The following is a 17021-nucleotide window of genomic DNA, read 5'->3' on the forward strand; positions in this document are numbered from 1 at the left end:
TTTATCAATGTTGCATATTCTTTTCAGTAGACGGTTTTAAAGAGTGAATGTTTCATTTTTCTGTGCTTTTGATATTATACAGTGGTTTTCGAAATGCGTAAATGAAAAGAATTAAGACAATTTAAATTCAAGGAACTGATTGTCAATTTTACTGACATGTGCCTGACCGTTTGTCAGTTCATTTATCCAACTGATAAACTCCTCCTCTTTTTCAATAGGAACGTGAATATAGAGGTCTACACCTTCCGTATATTCCATGTTGTCCAATGGAAATGGAGACTGCCGAATTTCATTTTCCAGCTTTCCAAGCCAAGTGTAATCGATCGAAACTTTCATCAGATAGTGAAGTTTTCTTTCTACGATGCCAGCAGCCGAAAGTGCAGATGACGCGGCTTTTCCATATGCTCTTATCAATCCTCCACTGCCCAATTTAATGCCGCCGTAGTAACGTGTAACTACAAGCACGGTATCTTTTAAACCTTGTTTTTTTAGTACTTCGAGCATAGGGAATCCTGCAGTGCCACTGGGTTCACCATCGTCGTTGGCTTTTTGGACAGAGTCATGTTCTCCTATAAGATAAGCTGAACAATTGTGAGTAGCGGATCGGTGAAGAAGTTTAATCGAATCGATAAACTCAATGGCTTGCTGTTCTGTCTCTGCACGTGCAGCATGTCCAATGAACCTGGATTTTTGGATAAGTATTTCTGCACTGGCAGAAACGCCTACAGTTGTGTAATTATCTCGCAATTTGACTCCTCCTGTTGTAAAATAAAATCAGATAATTTGTAACGTATATTTAATATGATCTTGCTTATATAGTGATATACTTAGTACAACCGACAAGGTATAAAGAAGCAATTAATTTACCCGGATACAGTTAGTATAGCTAAGGCGGTTTTAGAATGGCAAAGAAAATCGGTAATAAAGCACCTGATTCTATTTTTAATGACATGTTGGCTGGAATGGAACAGGCAAAACAAGATATCTTCGTCATTAGTGAAGAAAGTCGTCAAAGTTATGAAGAAATGAAAGATGAACTAGAAGACGTCCGATTAAATATTTCCCGTGTGATCGCGGCTGGGGATTTCTTAGAAGAGAAAACTCGTGCTGCCCGTAGACGTTTGGCTGAGGTATCGCAATTTTTTAATTCTTTTACTGAAAGTCAGGTTCGCCAAGTATACGAGCAGGCAAATGATCTTCAAGTACAGCTATCTCTTAATCGAAATGAAGAGAAAAAATATCGGCAAAAGCGCGATAAACTGCAACGGCGGCTTCAAGTATTGCTTCAAACAATTGAGCGAGCCGAAAACCTGGTCAATCAAGTGAATGTAGCCAGCAGTTATTTGACCTCAGATTTAAAGAATGTGGATGAAGCAATTGGCAAGGACAAGTCAAGCAAGGATTATAGTCTTCGCATTATCGAAGCACAAGAAGAAGAGAGAAAGCGTCTCTCCAGAGAAATTCACGACGGCCCTGCACAAATGATGGCTAATGTCCTGCTTCGTTCAGATTTGATCGAAAGAACTTACCGCGAAAAGGGTCCTGAGTTGGCTTTCCAAGAGATTACATCATTAAAAGAAATGGTCAGACAGGCTCTCACTGAGGTAAGGAAAGTTATTTACGACTTACGACCAATGGCCCTCGATGATTTGGGTCTAGTGCCGACCTTGAAAAAATACATCGATACTATTGAAGAGTATAACAAAGGCATTAAATTGAAATTCCACTCAACTGGTAAAGAAGTGCGGTTGCCCAATAAGTACGAAACCGCTATTTTCCGCCTTGTTCAGGAAGGCATTTCAAATGCAATACGCCACGGCAAATCGATTGAAATTACCGTTGAATTAGAGTGGTTAACAGATCAAGTTAAGATTATCGTAACAGATAATGGAACTGGTTTTGATCAAGGAATTGTTAAAAACCAGTCATTTGGCTTGGCAGGTATGAGAGAGAGAATTGAATTAGTCGAAGGTGACTTTTTCATCAACTCCTCACCTGGGAACGGAACGGTCTTAATGTTTCATATTCCCTTTAAAAAGGGTATATAAGATAGGGTATTCGAGGAGGACGACGTGATGACAAAAATTATTATTATTGACGATCACCAATTATTCCGTGAAGGTGTAAAAAGAATTTTAGATTTTGAAAGTTCGTTTGAAGTTGTGGCTGAAGGCGGAGACGGCAACGAAGTCGTTAAATTATATGAAGAAAATCAGCCGGATGTGGTATTGATGGATATCAACATGCCGCAAAAAAATGGTGTAGAAGCTACTGGCGAATTGATCGAAAAATTTCCTGATGCTAAAGTCATTATGCTGTCCATCCACGACGATGAATCATACGTAACTCATGCGTTAAAAACGGGTGCTTTAGGTTATATGCTTAAAGAAATGGATGCAGATGCAATTATTCAAGCCATTAAAGTTGTGGCAAAAGGTGGATCTTACCTACATCCCAAGGTGACACGCAACTTAGTAATGGAGTTCCGTCGTTTGAGTGAGCGGGAAAACAAAGGTTCTTTCCATCAAACAGAAATACGCCGCCCTTATCATTTGTTGACGAAACGTGAAAGCGAAGTTCTTCAATTGTTGACAGATGGTCAGAGTAATCGTGTTATCGGGGAAACTTTGTTCATCTCTGAGAAAACGGTCAAAAATCACGTGTCTAGCATTTTGCAGAAAATGCAGGTGAATGACCGGACACAAGCGGTTGTGACCGCAATCAAAAATGGTTGGGTAGAAGTAAGATAATAAATAAAAGACGGCATGTCTGCTTTTGCAGGCATGCCGTCTTTTTTGTATGAATGAAAATCAGCGAAATATCTTATGCCCGTCGAATCTACACGGCAGCTTGCGCTTTTCTCAGTGTCTAGACTCCGGCGCCCAGCTCTTCGGATCATGAGCCAACCCAGCTGTGCGGCTGAAAACATGCCACTTTGCTGGTCTGTTTTATGCCCGGCAGAGCTACACGGGCGCCTACGCTTTTCTTTTGTCCAGACTCCAGCTGCCAGATTCTAGGGTCATAAGCCACTCTGGCTATGCGGCTGAAAACATGCCGCTTCGCCAGAGCGTCTTATGCCCGTCGAATCTACACGGCAGCTTGCGCTTTTCTTCAAATCCTGTCGTAGCAGTATTGGTAGATGGCGGCTGTTGCCAGGCAGTCACCCAATGCATCGTGGGCGTTGTGTTCCAATTTTAAAAAAGCAGTCAGTGTGGTCAGTTTGTGGTTCGGGGTTTGAGTAATTGCTCTTCTGGCCAGTTTGACGGTATCGATTACCGTGTATTCGGGAATTGGTGTGATTTCTTCAAGTGCGTAAAGAAAACCCATATCAAATGGTGCATTGTGAGCAATGATTGGCAGACCGCCGATAAATGCAATCAGTTCATGAGCCACTTCTTCAATAATCGGTGCATCTTGAACATCTTTATTGGTGATGCCTGTGATGCGGGTAATTGTACTCGATATTGAACATTCGGGGTTAACCATCAAGTACATGGTTTCTTTCCGTTCATGATTGATGTATTTAACAGCTCCGATTTGAATGATTTTATCGCTTCCCGCACGCAATCCCGTGGTTTCAAAATCCAAAACTACGTAATCTTCCACTTTTTGCATGCTTGCTTTATATTTTTTGGGGCGTGTGGGTTGTTTGCGGTTCCATTGAGAGCGTGTTTCCTTCATTTTTTGTTCCAGTATTTGTCGTGCATCTCTTTTTTCCATGCAAGCCCTCCTATAATTTGTACCTACTAGTGTACCGCAAAACCAGAAAATATTCCGTTTTGAGAGTTGACACAGTTTCTTCATTGTATTCACCAACCGCCTATGGCAAAATGAAGCGCAGGAGGAATGCATGATGAAAAAATTGATAATTGCTGCAGGCCTTATGTTAACGCTTGCTGCGTGCTCGAATTCTGAAGAACCTTCAGTCAATGAAAATACAGTCGAAGATGGCAATAGTGCAAATGAAAACAATGCAATCGATCATGGTATTGATGAAGACCAAGAGGAATCCGCTGGTTTTACAGTGGATGATGAAGGAAATGTCATAGAAGCAGATGTACCAGAAGAAAAAGCGAGCGCCCTTTTGGCAGCTTATGAGGAATATATAGCCGCATTCAATTCTGAAGATATTGATCGTTATATGCAAACAATCGCTCAGGAACCGGATGGATTTGATCGCGAAGAAGACCAAGCGGCATTGAGTCAAGCTTTTGAAACTTATGACACTCAATACGAAACAACGGATGAAACCATTGTGAAATATGAAGAAGAGCGCGCAGAAGTTTTTGCTACTCTTTCGGTAAATATGAAGGACGCGAATTCAGATGATGCTGTCGAACAGGAAGGGCGTCAAGTAGTAGTATTTAAAAAAGAAAACAATGAGTGGAAAGTTACCAGTGTTCATTTTATTGGTAATTAATGAATGATTTCCCGCTAATGCGGGATTTTTTTATTTTGTCTTTCTGTTCTATGTCTTTTACGTGTCTTTTTTTGGTAAACTGGAAAAGGAGGCTGATTAACCAATGAAAACCGCAATTGTCACTGACAGTACAGCTTATTTATCTAAGGAAACACGAAAAGCGTTGAATATCCATATGGTTTCTCTGCAAGTAACATTTGGTGGTCATTCTTATAGAGAAGAAGAGTTGACTGAAGAAGCGTTTTACCAAAAGGCAAAAAAAGAATTTCCGAAAACTTCACAGCCCCCATTAGGCGAATTCGTCAATTTATTTACGGAGCTTGCCGGCCAATATGAGGAAGTGGTCTCCATTCACTTGTCGAGCGGCATTAGCGGAACTTACTCGGGATCGCAGCAGGCTGCTGAAATGGTTGATGGAATTGAAGTTTATACGTTCGATTCGGAACTTACTTGTGCACTCCAGGGATTTTATGTAGTGAAAGCTGCAGAAATGGCAAGAGATGGTGCTGATGCACAACGTATTTTAAGTGAATTAAACCAAATGAAAAAAACCTTGCGTGCTTATTTCATGGTAGAAGATCTAAAGCATTTACAGCGTGGCGGAAGATTATCCAGTGCACAAGCATTGGTTGGTGGAATGCTGCAAATTAAACCAATTTTGCATTTTCAGGAAAAAATCATTGTTCCTTTTGAGAAAGTGCGGACACGGAAAAAAGCGATGAATCGAATTGTTGATTTGCTGAAAGAAGACAGTAAAGATGGCCAAAAATTGCAGGGAACGATCATTCATGCAAATCGGCCGGAAGAAGCAAAGCAGTGGTTAGAAGAACTTGAAGTTGCATGTCCAGAAGTAGATTTTGAAATTTCTTATTTCGGACCTGTTATCGGAACGCATTTAGGTGAAGGAGCAATGGGTCTTGGTTGGGTGAAAAAATAACCTGCTAGGGCTTTTTTTCTAATGAAGGGAGGCTGCAAATGCAGCAGTTAGAAGAGTTTTTAACCGGGAGAATATGGCTAAGAAATTTCACTCCGTTTCCTCAAGAACAGATTGATAGGGCCATTGCTACTGGCCTCATTACTGTCAGTCCAGGCATTCTGGAAGGAAGGCAATGTGCCAGATGCCTTGAAAAATCCACGAAAAAAATTATTCCTTTTTCCTGTGCTGCCTGTGGTACGATCTGCTATTATTGCCGGCATTGCATCAAGATGGGGCGCATTAGTTCCTGTGCGGAACTGATTACTTGGGCGTCCCCTTCAACGATTTCTCCTCAAAACCCTTCATTTGTTTGGAAGGGTAACCTCACTCCCCTTCAGCAAAGAGCTTCACAGGAAGTTCAAACGAGCCTCTCACAAAAAAACGACCACCTGGTTTATGCTGTTTGCGGAGCAGGAAAAACTGAGTTGTTATTTCCTCCCATTTTTGAAGCGTTAAAAAAAGGGCAACGCGTCTGCGTGGCTGCTCCCAGAACAGATGTGGTCTTGGAGTTGGCCCCGAGATTGCGTGCTGTTTTCCCAACCATAACAATTCATACCTTGTACGGAAATTCTCCAGAAGAGTTGGGTTTTGCCCGTTTGGTCATTGCGACTACTCATCAGCTTTATCGATTTCAAGACGCTTTTGATGTCATGATTGTCGATGAAGCGGATGCTTTTCCCTATTCGTACGATCCAGCTTTAAAACGGGCTGTCATAAAAGCTAAGAAAAAAGAAGCTCCGATTGTTTACGTATCCGCCACTCCTTCCAGGGAATTGCTGAAAAACGTGCCAAATACTTCAGAAATTTTTCAGCGTTTTCATGGCTATCCTTTGCCAATCCCAGAATTCCGTTCTTTGTGGAGCTATGAAAAGGATTTTGCGAAAGGGAAGATCCCTGCCAGGCTAGCTGTTTGGGTAGATGAAAAAATAGAAAAACAGGAACCTTTTTTGGTTTTTTTCCCAACCATCGAATTGATTGACCAGGCAATTGCTTTGTTTAAGAAGAAACACCCAGGCATTGAAGCAGTACATTCTAAGGACGAGGACAGGAAAGAGAAAGTCATGAAGCTGCGCAGCCGGAAAATCCCAGGCGTTTTGACCTCAACCATTTTGGAGCGCGGAATTACCATCCCAAACGTGCAGGTGGCAGTTGTGGGAGCAGACCAGCCCATTTTTGATGCAGCAGCATTGATTCAAATTGCAGGACGTGTTGGCCGATCTTCAAACAATCCAGATGGCGATGTTGTCTTTTTTCATAACGGTATTGTGAGACAGATGGACAAGGCTAAAAAACTCATTGTTTCCTACAATAGCGGAGGTGTAAAGTGAACTGTTATTTATGTGACCGTGACCTGCCTTTGAAAGTCAGTTGGCGGAGCATCTTTTTTAATGAGCTGGAAGAAGTTATTTGCGATCGCTGCCGTCAACGTTTTGAACAAATAGATGGCGGTTGTCCAATTTGCAGCGCGCTGGGGGAAGGAATGTGCCTGAATTGCAGCGAGTGGGAGACGACGGAGTATGCTGGGATGATTGATTCAGGCAGATGCTTATATCACTATAACCATTCGATGAGAGAGTTTTTGCATCAATATAAGTTTCTCAAAGATGCTGTGCTGTCAGAAATTTTCGCAGAGGCTTTAAAAAAAGAATTAAATGGCCAGAAATCAGTTATTGTGCCGATTCCGATGAATAGAAACAAACTGAAAGAGCGCACATTTTCTCAAGTTGATCGGTTGCTTGACTCGGCCTCAGTCTCCTACACACATTTGCTCGGAAAAAACGAAGTAGGTGTGGGCGGAAAATCCAAGTCAGAAAGAATGGCGCTGCACGACATCTTTTGGTGGGATGGCAACTCTGTACCTGAAAAAGTATTGCTGTTTGATGATTTGTATACGACTGGAAGTACGATGCGCTTGGCTGCAAAGGTGTTGAAAGAAAAGGGCGTGAAGGAAATTGAAATTTTAGCGCTTATCCGTGCTTAGGAAATAGTTTATGATAGAAGAACAAAAGGAGGGACAGCCATGTTTTATAGACGGACAGAAAGTTTTCGTTATACATTCGGCACACCACCAGAAATACATTTGCGAGTAAGAGAGCCATTTGCGAATCGTGTTTCCTCTGTTAACATGTATTGTTTATTGCTTGATATTTCTCCTAAAGGAGCAAAGCTTTTTTCAGAAAAGGAGTTAAAGTCAGGAGAAAAGGCAGTGAGCCTGGAATTTATTCTGAATCATGAAACAATCTCTGCAGACGCGGAAATTATTTGGATGCAGCAATATGAGCAAGGGTGGATGTACGGCGCCGACTTTGAGCGCAACTCGATTAAAGAAATGCTCATTTTGAATGAAATAAGGGAATTGAAAGAAATAGAAATGAATTAAAAAACCGGCCAAGGCCGGTTTTTTATGTTTTGAGAGTATTGAAATTGGTTTTTCATCGAATCAGTAATTAGTGGCTTTCGCTTTTCGCGGTGTCCAGTCGCCAGCAGCCAGCTCTTCGGGTCATAAGCCAACCCAGCTGTGCGGCAAAGAACGCCGCTTCGCTGGTCTGTTCTTATGCCCGTCAGAGCTACAAGGCTGCTTTCGCTTTTCGTGGTGTCCAGACGCCAGCAGCCAGCTCTTCGGGTCATAAGCCAACCCAGCTGTGCGGCAAAGAACGCCGCTTCGCTGGTCTGTCTTATGCCCGTCAGAGCTACAAGGCTGCTTTCGCTTTTCGTGGTGTCCAGTCGCCAGCAGCCAGCTCTTCGGGTCATAAGCCAACCCAGCTGTGCGGCAAAGAACGCCGCTTCGCTGGTCTGTCTTATACCCGTCAGAGTTACATGGCTGCTTTCGCTTTTCATTGTCTAGACTCCGGCAACCAGCCTCTCGAGTCGCTTCAGCCTTACCAACAATGGCGAAAAACGCCATTATCGGTAAGGCTTCCAGCGCTTGTCGAGGCTACATGGCAGCCTTCGCTTTTCTTTAGTGCTCGTAGATCATTTTTCGGGTCATGCCGCCGTCGATGTTCAGGCATTCGCCATTGATAAATGAGTTTTGTGGATTGCTTAGAAATACGCATGCGCGGGCGACGTCGGCAGGTTCACCGACGCGGCCGCTCAAATGCTGCTGGTGATCGACGTCACGCAATTCAGCAGTGTCGCCCGTATGAATCCAGCCTGGTGCAATCGAGTTGACACGAATTCCTTTTTCGCTAAACGTGTTTGCGAGTGAATGCGTCAAGGCAAAAATACCGCCTTTTGATGCCGAATACGTTTCGGTGTTGGGTTCCGACATAAATGCCCGTGTCGAGGTCATATTGATGATGGACCGCATATCTTCTGTCATATAGCGGGCAGCTTCCCGGCTGCAAATAAAGACACTTTTTAAGTTAGTATCTAATACATCATCCCATTCTTGTTCGTCCACTTCCCAGATGGATTTGAAAGTTGAGACGCCTGCATTATTAACCAATGCGTGGATAGCGCCATAATCTTCATTGATTCTTTTAAATACTGCCATGACATCCTCAAAATTCCCGACGTCGCATTTCCGGTATTCTACGCCTTCAATTTCAACTGGTTGAACGTCCAACCCGATGACACGTGCATTTTCGGCAGCAAAATGTGCTGCAATACTGTTGCCGATGCCCTGTGATGCACCGGTTATGACGATGGTTTTATTAGTAAACATGAACTTCATCTCCTTGTCATATTGTTTACCTGAAATTCATGTTCTTAAAACTTTTTTGGTTTTAAGAAGGAAAGACAAGGGAACATGTAGAATTGTACAGATAGCACAAAAGAAGGAGGAGTTAACATGTTGCAATTTAACATCAGAGGCGAAAATATTGAGGTAACTCCCGCAATACGTGACCACATTGAAAAGAAAGTCGAAAAAATTGAACGCTATTTCACAGACGGTGCAAATGCTACCGCAATGGTCAACTTGAAATCCTACAATCACAACCAAACAAAAGTGGAAGTTACCATACCGATGAAAAACCTGACATTACGTGCTGAAGAACGGCACGATGATATGTATGCAGCAATCGATTTGATTGTCAGCAAGCTGGAGCGTCAAATTCGCAAGTACAAAACAAAAGTAAATCGCAAATTCCGTGAGCGCGATGGTATGGGTGTTGCCTTTGCGACTGCCGAGAACGATACACGCGTCCAAAATGAAACTGAAGATGAAGAGGATTTTACAATTGTCCGGACCAAGCAATTTGATTTGAAGCCGATGGATGAAGAAGAAGCGGTTTTACAGATGAATATGCTTGGACATAATTTCTTCGTTTTCACTGATGCTGAATCCAATGAAACAAATATTGTATACAAGCGTAAAGATGGAAGCTATGGCTTGATCGAAACTTCTGCACAATAAGGAATACAGCGGATCAGCTGTTAGCATTCTCTGTAACCAAAAGCCTCTCTTTTGAGAGGCTTTTGGTTTGTCTTCCTTTAACTGGAGGTCCGGCGTCATCATTATTTGCACGCATTTCTGCGCAGTGTTAAAATAAACAGTGAGATTTTTTTAAAATTGACTAGTGATGATTTGGGTAAATAAGTTTTTTGAGCGCGTGCGCTTAATGGGACACTATAAAAGCTAAAGCGATCATCCGGTATATTAAATGCCGGCGGACACTTACGCAGGGAGCGGTATAATTATGCTAGGAGTATTAAACAAAGTATTTGATCCGAATAAACGGGATTTAAAACGATTGGAGAAAGTTGCAGATCGCGTAGAAGCACTGGCTTCAGATTTTGCGGCTTTGACTGATGAAGCATTGCAAGCGAAAACCGAGGAGTTTGTGGAACGGCATGCTAAAGGCGAGACATTAGATGACTTGCTTCCGGAAGCTTTCTCAACAATTCGTGAAGCTTCAAAGCGTGTACTTGGACTTTATCCATTCCGTGTCCAGATTATGGGTGCTGTGTCCCTTCACGAAGGGAATATTTCAGAAATGAAAACAGGTGAAGGTAAAACTTTAACTTCAACCCTATCTGTTTATCTGAATGCCATCAGCAAAAAAGGGGTTCACGTTGTAACGGTCAATGAATATTTGGCTAGCCGTGACGCTTTGGAGATGGGTCAGCTATATGAATGGCTTGGATTGTCTGTTGGTTTAAACTTGAACAGTTTGACGAAAGATGAAAAACGCGCAGCTTATCAAGCTGACGTAACTTATAGCACGAATAACGAGCTGGGCTTTGATTATTTGCGTGATAATATGGTGCTGTATAAGGAAGATATGGTCCAGCGTCCATTAAATTACGCAGTTATTGATGAAGTCGATTCAATCTTAATTGATGAAGCACGGACACCATTGATTATATCAGGACAAGCAGCTAAAGCTGCCCAATTGTATCAGCAATCGAATGCATTCGCACGTTTGCTGACGAAAGACAAAGATTACACGTATGATGAAACGACCAAAGGCGTCGTTTTGACGGAAGAAGGCATTGAAAAGGTTGAAAAAGCATTCGGCATCGACAATCTTTTTGATATCAGCCATGTTCGCTTGAATCACACCATTAACCAATCATTGAAGGCCTATGTCACAATGCACAAAGATGTGGATTACGTGGTTCAGGAGGAAGAAGTTGTCATTGTCGATCAGTTTACAGGCCGATTAATGAAAGGGCGCCGCTATTCTGATGGATTGCATCAGGCAATTGAAGCCAAAGAAGGCTTGGAGATTCAAAATGAATCCATGACGATGGCTACTATAACGTTCCAGAACTTCTTCCGGATGTATGACAAGCTATCGGGAATGACAGGTACAGCCAAGACGGAAGAGGAAGAATTCCGCAATATTTACAATATGTATGTCATTGTTATACCGACAAATAAACCAATTATTCGTGAAGACCATGTCGACTTAATTTATTCGACCACTGCCGGCAAATACAAAGCGGTAGGTGATGATATTGCTGAACGTCATGCCAAAGGCCAACCAGTGCTTGTTGGGACAGTGGCAATTGAAACATCAGAAATCATTTCGGAATATTTGACGAAAAAAGGAATTAAACATTCCGTGCTAAACGCGAAAAACCATGCGCATGAAGCGGAAATCATTTTAAATGCCGGCCAAAAAGGAGCAGTCACAATTGCTACCAACATGGCAGGTCGTGGTACAGATATCAAGCTTGGTGAAGGTGTAATTGAAGCAGGTGGACTTGCTGTTCTTGGTACAGAGCGCCACGAATCACGACGCATTGATAATCAGTTGCGTGGACGCTCAGGACGTCAGGGTGATCCGGGTGTTACACAGTTCTACCTGTCTCTTGAAGATGATTTGATGCGCCGATTCGGATCGGATGCTATGCGCAACATGATGGGTAAGTTGGGGATGGACGATTCGCAGCCGCTTCAATCCAAAATGGTGACGCGTTCTGTAGAATCAGCGCAAAAACGAGTGGAAGGCAATAACTTTGATGCACGGAAACGCCTGCTGCAATATGATGATGTTCTTCGCCAGCAACGCGAAATCATCTACAAAGAGCGTATGGAAGTGTTGGAAACCGATAATATGCGTGCATTGGTAGAAAACATGATTAATAGTTCAATCGAACGCATGGTTTATGCACATACTGCAGAAGAAAAGCAGGAAGACTGGCACTTGAAAACTCTTTCTGAATTGATTGCAGGAAATCTGCTTCCAGAAGATGCAATTACTGAAGCAGATCTTCAAGGGAAATCCCAGGAAGAGCTTATTGCGTTCATTAAAGAAAAAGCGACTAAGCGTTATGATGAAAAAGAAATCGAAATGACACCTGAACGGATGCGTGAGTTTGAAAAAGTAGTTCTACTCCGTTCAATTGATACAAAATGGATCGACCATATCGATGCAATGGATCAGCTTCGCCAAGGGATTCACTTGCGTGCTTATGGACAAAGCGACCCACTTCGCGAATACCAAAGTGAAGGATTTGCGATGTTCGAAGCAATGGTCGAAGCTATTGAAGAAGACGTAGCGAAATATTCGATGAAAGCCGAGATCCGCAACAATCTTCAGCGCGAGGAAGTGGCAAAAGGCCAGGCAGTTAATCCGAAAGAAGATGGGCCAGCCCCAAAACGGAAAAAAGCGCCTGTCCGCAAAGAAATGGAAGTTGGGCGCAATGACCTTTGCCCATGCGGCAGCGGCAAGAAGTATAAAAATTGCCACGGCACAGCTTCATAAGAATGTGTGAAAATGCCGAAGAGCCCTTGCTCTTCGGTGTTATTTTGAGGAGGAACATATGATGGAATTAGCAGACATTCGCAACGAGCTCGACAAATCAGCCAGTAAATTGGCCGACTTTAGGGGGTCTCTTTGACTTAGAAAACAAAGAATCCCGCATACAGGAATTGGATGAAATGATGCTGGATCCTGATTTTTGGAATAGCCAGGAATCAGCACAAACGGTCATCACAGAATTGAACGGTTTAAAAGAAATCGTTAATACGTATTATGATTTTATGGACACACAGGAAAATATGGAAATGTCCTTGGAGTTGTTAAGAGAAGAAGACGACGATGATCTGCATGAAGATGTCGACAAAGATATGAAGCAATTCATTTCGAAGTTGGCGGACTATGAACTGACGATGCTCCTCAGTGAGCCTTACGATAAAAACAACGCCATTTTGGAATTGCATCCTGGTGCAGGCGGAACAGAATCACAAGATTGGTGTTCGATGCTGCTGCGCATGTATACACGCTGGGCAGAAAAGCGCGGCTTTAAAGTCGAGACGCTTGATTACCTGGCAGGCGACGAAGCAGGTGTTAAATCTGTCACCCTTGGAATTCGTGGACATAATGCATATGGGTACTTGAAAGCTGAAAAAGGGGTTCATCGTTTAGTCCGGATTTCTCCGTTCGATTCATCTGGGCGCCGCCATACGTCATTTGTGTCTTGTGAAGTGATGCCAGAATTTACAGGTGAAATTGAAATTGATATCCGTACGGAAGATTTAAAAATCGACACTTACCGCGCAAGTGGAGCAGGTGGCCAGCATATCAATACCACGGATTCTGCTGTCCGCATCACTCACCTTCCAACGGGTGCTGTTGTAACGTGCCAGCAGGAACGTTCACAAATCAAAAACCGTGAAAAAGCGATGCAAATGTTGAAAGCAAAGTTGTATGCATTGAAAATTGAAGAAGAAGAAGCACGTCTTCTTGAAATTCGTGGAGAACAAAAGGAAATCGGATGGGGAAGCCAAATTCGTTCGTATGTATTTCATCCCTATTCAATGGTCAAAGATCACCGCACCAATTTTGAAACCGGTAATTTAGGGGCTGTCATGGACGGCGATATTGATGGATTCATCAATTCCTTGCTGCGTTCGAAAATGGATTGACCTAAAGTATAAGAAGCTCGAAAGCGCATTTGCTTTCGGGCTTCTTTTTAGATTCTTACCCCTGTAAAACTTTGCTTTACCCGGATGAAGTTCACAAAGCCTTTAGCGTTTGGTATACTCTGACAGGGTTTAACCGAACAGTAGAGAAGAGGAAGAAAAAAATGACCAAAAAAAATCGGCGTCTTCGCAAAGATCCGCATCCGTTGCTAACTTTGTTCATAGACTATGCCAGCGTGATTATCGGATCGACGATAGTAGCTATTTCCTTTAATGTGTTCTTGTTGCCAAATGAAGTGGCGTCGGGTGGCGTCAGCGGCATCAGTACGATACTGAAGGGCTTGTTTGAATGGAAGCCGGCATTTGTTCAATGGGCTTTTAATATTCCCCTGTTTATCGCAGGACTAATTTTATTGGGAAAAAACTTTGGAATTAAAACTGCAGTTGGTACCGTATTCTTGCCTCTTGTGGTGTTTTTGACAGAGTCCTGGGAGCCTTGGACGCGAGATCCATTGCTCGGCGCATTATTCGGTGGGATTATGGTTGGTCTTGGACTTGGCATTGTCTTCCGCGGAAAAGCATCCACCGGTGGAACTGACCTGGCTGCACAAATCATTACGAAGTATACAGGCTGGACACTGGGCACAAGCGTTGCAATGATTGATGGCTTTATCGTTTTAGCAGCCGCATTAGTATTTGATATTGAAAAAGGGCTTTACGCTTTGATTGGTTTGTATGTGACGACCAAAACCATTGATCTTGTCCAAGTAGGGTTTGGACAATCAAAGCTGGTTTATATTATCACAACAAAGCAAATGGAAATCCGCGATGCCATTTACGAAGAAGTTGACCGTGGAGTAACAGAATTGACAGCAACAGGCGGCTATTCAGGAACTGAAAAACCACTACTGATGGTAGTCATCCCTCAAACCGAGTTTACAAAACTGAAACAATTGGTCAAGTTTATTGATCCATCTGCTTTCGTTATTGTCTCAGATGCCTCTGAAGTTTTGGGTGAAGGTTTTAAAAGGCCGTAATTTTGGTATACTCTAATAGGAAGAAACAAACGACAAGAGGAGGTCACTATATGAAAAAGCAATTACTGGCCATGCTATTCGGTGCAACACTTATACTGGGCGCATGTGGCGGCGGCGATGAAACCACAGAACCAGAAGCACCTGCTGAAAGCGGCGGAGAAGAAACAGCCGCTGTCGATGCGGAGCAAGTTGTTCAACAAAATTGTATTTCATGCCACGGTGAGAACCTGGAAGGCGCAGGAAATTTCCCGGCGTTGAATGATGTTGGCTCTCGATTGTCTCAAGAAGAGATTCTTTCGGTTATCGAAAACGGTCAAGGTGCAATGCCTGCTAACATTATCGAAGGCGAAGAAGCAACAGCAGTTGCGGAGTATTTGGCGAATATGAAATAAACCTGGTAAGCAACAGGTTTATTTTTTTTGAGTTTTTATTGATAAATTTAATACTTTTTTATTGACTAAAAGTTATAAATTGGTATTTTTATAATGTTTTTTAATTGCTTTTATTAATATATTTTATAGTTCAGACTATTCAGATTGAATTTTAAATGATACAGAAATGTAATAAAAATATATGTTTAAGGTGTTATAATGGGTTTGCTGCGAAATTCTATGGAAATAATTTGGCGCGAGCCAACTAACAATAGGTGGGTAATAAAATGATTCAAATGAGAAATGTCTACAAAAAATATCCGAATGGAATTGTCGCTTTGAACGGTCTCAATGTAGAAATCGCTCAAGGAGAATTCGTGTATATCGTAGGCCCAAGTGGGGCAGGGAAATCAACATTCATTAAAATGATGTATCGCGAGGAACGACCGTCTTCCGGTCAAATGTTCGTTGACGATATTGACATAGCAACATTAAAGAACAGAAAAGTGCCGATGCTTCGTCGTCAAATCGGTGTGGTGTTTCAGGATTTCAAATTGCTGACAAAGCTGAGTGTCTACGAAAATGTGGCATTTGCACTTGAAGTGATTGAAGAAAAACCAGCTGATATTAGAAGACGTGTAATGGAGGTATTGGATTTAGTAGGATTAAAGCACAAAGCAAAAATGTTTCCGACTGAATTGTCGGGTGGAGAGCAGCAACGCGTATCCATCGCACGATCAATCGTTAACATGCCGAAAGTAATGATTGCAGATGAGCCAACAGGAAATCTGGATCCCGATACTGCTTGGGATATCATGAACCTGTTCGAACGCATCAACAAAGCAGGCACCACCGTCATTATGGCTACTCATAATCAACAAATTGTCAATACTCGCAGACACCGTGTAATTGCAATAGAAGGCGGATTAATCGTCCGTGATGTAGCTGGAGGTGACTACGGCTATGAAGGCTAGAACTTTGCTGCGCCACTTTAAAGAAAGCTTTAGAAGTATCGGGCGCAATAGTTGGATGACATTTGCCTCAGTTAGTGCGGTAACAGTAACGTTACTGTTGGTCGGTGTATCGGTCCTAATTATGATGAATTTAAACAAAGTGGCTGATGATCTTGAAAATGACGTAGAGATCAAAGTATTTGTTTCGTTGGACGCTGAAGAAGAGACTGTACAAAATCTTGAATCGCAGATAAGGGAATTGCCCGGAGTCGAATCAACGAATTTCTCAACTAAAGAAGAAGAATTAACGGACTTGGTTCTTGATTTTGGAGATGAGCTGAGCTTATTCGAACAAAACAATCCTTTGTTCGATGTTTTTTATGTGAAAGCAATTGATCCGCAGCAAACCCAAAGAGTAGCCACAGATATTGCGGCTTTAGAAAGTATCGAAAATGTAGAATATGGCAAAGAAAAAATAGAAAAACTGTTTAACTTTTTGAATGGTGGCAGATATGTTGGATTGGTTTTGATCCTAGCGTTGCTGTTCACAGCAATGTTCCTGATATCTAATACGATTCGCATCACAATCGTCGCAAGACGCCGTGAAATTGAAATTATGAAGTTAGTTGGTGCAACTAACTGGTTCGTTCGTATTCCATTCATTTTGGAGGGCATGTGGCTCGGAATATTGGGCTCTCTCGTTCCAATCGGCTTAGTGGCATTGCTTTACAAAGAAATTACAGATTTTGCACAACCCCGTTTGACCGGAGAACTGTTTCAGCTACTGGAATTTACTCCCTTCATCTATCAAGTAAGTGCATTGATCTTAATGATGGGTGTATTTATCGGAATTTGGGGAAGTTTCATGTCAATCCGGAAGTTTTTACGTGTATAAGATGGATTTATTTCCAGTTTACAGGTACTATTGAGATACCTAATGCCAC

Annotated in this window: 18 protein-coding genes; 14 read left to right on the forward strand and 4 right to left on the reverse strand. The window is 42.4% G+C overall.

All coding sequences use genetic code 11. From position 1 onward, the window contains the following. Window positions 1–111 precede the first annotated feature (111 nt). Window positions 112–747: a YigZ family protein gene (locus tag AC4EHK_RS04890; protein WP_490977665.1), complete on the reverse strand. Its 636-nt coding sequence runs from the start codon at window positions 745–747 to the stop codon at window positions 112–114. Window positions 748–902: 155 nt separating this feature from the next. On the opposite strand from AC4EHK_RS04890, the gene AC4EHK_RS04895 reads away from it, so the two are divergent. Together AC4EHK_RS04895 and AC4EHK_RS04900 are read left to right on the forward strand one after the other, a co-directional pair. After that, on the forward strand, window positions 903–2048 hold the full coding sequence (locus AC4EHK_RS04895) for a sensor histidine kinase (RefSeq protein ID WP_490977666.1): 1146 nt from the start codon (window positions 903–905) through the stop codon (window positions 2046–2048). Between the two features lie 27 nt (window positions 2049–2075). Next, window positions 2076–2750, forward strand: coding sequence for a response regulator (locus AC4EHK_RS04900; RefSeq protein WP_142826075.1), 675 nt, complete (start codon window positions 2076–2078; stop codon window positions 2748–2750). A gap of 361 nt (window positions 2751–3111) precedes the next feature. Here the strand turns inward: AC4EHK_RS04900 and AC4EHK_RS04905 are convergent, their stop codons facing one another. After that, window positions 3112–3720, reverse strand: coding sequence for a 3'-5' exonuclease (locus AC4EHK_RS04905; RefSeq protein WP_490977667.1), 609 nt, complete (start codon window positions 3718–3720; stop codon window positions 3112–3114). 133 nt (window positions 3721–3853) lie between these two features. Here AC4EHK_RS04905 and AC4EHK_RS04910 point away from each other — a divergent pair, with 133 nt between their 5' ends. The 5 genes from AC4EHK_RS04910 to AC4EHK_RS04930 all read left to right on the forward strand — a co-directional run bounded on the left by AC4EHK_RS04910 (window position 3854) and on the right by AC4EHK_RS04930 (window position 7776). After that, window positions 3854–4420, forward strand: a complete 567-nt coding sequence (locus tag AC4EHK_RS04910; protein WP_490977668.1) for a DUF4440 domain-containing protein — start codon at window positions 3854–3856, stop codon at window positions 4418–4420. Between the two features lie 103 nt (window positions 4421–4523). Then, a complete protein-coding gene (locus AC4EHK_RS04915; protein WP_490977669.1) occupies window positions 4524–5357 on the forward strand; it encodes a DegV family protein in 834 nt (277 codons plus the stop codon). 38 nt (window positions 5358–5395) lie between these two features. Further along, a complete protein-coding gene (locus AC4EHK_RS04920; RefSeq protein WP_490977670.1) occupies window positions 5396–6724 on the forward strand; it encodes an ATP-dependent helicase ComFA in 1329 nt (442 codons plus the stop codon). Next, a complete protein-coding gene (locus AC4EHK_RS04925; protein WP_490977671.1) occupies window positions 6721–7377 on the forward strand; it encodes a ComF family protein in 657 nt (218 codons plus the stop codon). Before AC4EHK_RS04920 ends, AC4EHK_RS04925 begins: the two co-directional genes overlap by 4 nt. Window positions 7378–7416: 39 nt before the next feature. Further along, complete coding sequence (locus AC4EHK_RS04930; protein ID WP_490977672.1) at window positions 7417–7776, forward strand: PilZ domain-containing protein; 360 nt, start codon at window positions 7417–7419, stop codon at window positions 7774–7776. On the opposite strand, the gene AC4EHK_RS04935 is transcribed toward AC4EHK_RS04930, so the two are convergent. Together AC4EHK_RS04935 and AC4EHK_RS04940 are read right to left on the reverse strand one after the other, a co-directional pair. Continuing rightward, window positions 7773–8234 carry a hypothetical protein gene (locus tag AC4EHK_RS04935; protein ID WP_490977673.1) on the reverse strand — a complete coding sequence of 154 codons (462 nt, stop codon included), beginning with the start codon at window positions 8232–8234 and terminating at the stop codon, window positions 7773–7775. The genes AC4EHK_RS04930 and AC4EHK_RS04935 overlap by 4 nt on opposite strands. Window positions 8235–8355: 121 nt before the next feature. After that, window positions 8356–9063 (reverse strand): SDR family NAD(P)-dependent oxidoreductase, encoded by a 708-nt coding sequence (locus AC4EHK_RS04940; protein WP_490977674.1) that lies wholly within the window; start codon window positions 9061–9063, stop codon window positions 8356–8358. A gap of 126 nt (window positions 9064–9189) precedes the next feature. On the opposite strand from AC4EHK_RS04940, the gene hpf reads away from it, so the two are divergent. The 7 genes from hpf to ftsX all read left to right on the forward strand — a co-directional run bounded on the left by hpf (window position 9190) and on the right by ftsX (window position 16972). Next, a complete protein-coding gene (gene hpf, locus AC4EHK_RS04945) occupies window positions 9190–9756 on the forward strand; it encodes a ribosome hibernation-promoting factor, HPF/YfiA family (protein WP_490977675.1) in 567 nt (188 codons plus the stop codon). Window positions 9757–10039: 283 nt separating this feature from the next. Continuing rightward, a complete protein-coding gene (gene secA / locus AC4EHK_RS04950) occupies window positions 10040–12556 on the forward strand; it encodes a preprotein translocase subunit SecA (protein ID WP_490977676.1) in 2517 nt (838 codons plus the stop codon). A gap of 61 nt (window positions 12557–12617) precedes the next feature. Further along, window positions 12618–13719, forward strand: a protein-coding gene (prfB, locus tag AC4EHK_RS04955; RefSeq protein ID WP_490977677.1) for a peptide chain release factor 2 whose coding sequence is annotated in 2 segments (ribosomal slippage) — window positions 12618–12689 and window positions 12691–13719 — 1101 coding nt in all. Because the reading frame shifts where the segments join, the coding sequence is not laid out codon by codon here. 161 nt (window positions 13720–13880) lie between these two features. Continuing rightward, a complete protein-coding gene (locus AC4EHK_RS04960; RefSeq protein WP_490977678.1) occupies window positions 13881–14753 on the forward strand; it encodes a YitT family protein in 873 nt (290 codons plus the stop codon). A gap of 50 nt (window positions 14754–14803) precedes the next feature. After that, window positions 14804–15145: a cytochrome c551 gene (cccB, locus tag AC4EHK_RS04965; RefSeq protein WP_490977679.1), complete on the forward strand. Its 342-nt coding sequence runs from the start codon at window positions 14804–14806 to the stop codon at window positions 15143–15145. 266 nt (window positions 15146–15411) lie between these two features. After that, the gene (gene ftsE / locus AC4EHK_RS04970; protein WP_490977680.1) at window positions 15412–16098 is read left to right on the forward strand and encodes a cell division ATP-binding protein FtsE; all 687 of its coding nucleotides are present in this window, start codon (window positions 15412–15414) and stop codon (window positions 16096–16098) included. Further along, window positions 16088–16972, forward strand: a complete 885-nt coding sequence (gene ftsX / locus AC4EHK_RS04975; RefSeq protein WP_490977681.1) for a permease-like cell division protein FtsX — start codon at window positions 16088–16090, stop codon at window positions 16970–16972. The genes ftsE and ftsX overlap by 11 nt, the downstream gene beginning before the upstream one ends. Window positions 16973–17021: the final 49 nt, after the last annotated feature.

The sequence above is a fragment of the Planococcus sp. TJ-307 genome, from assembly GCF_058268435.1.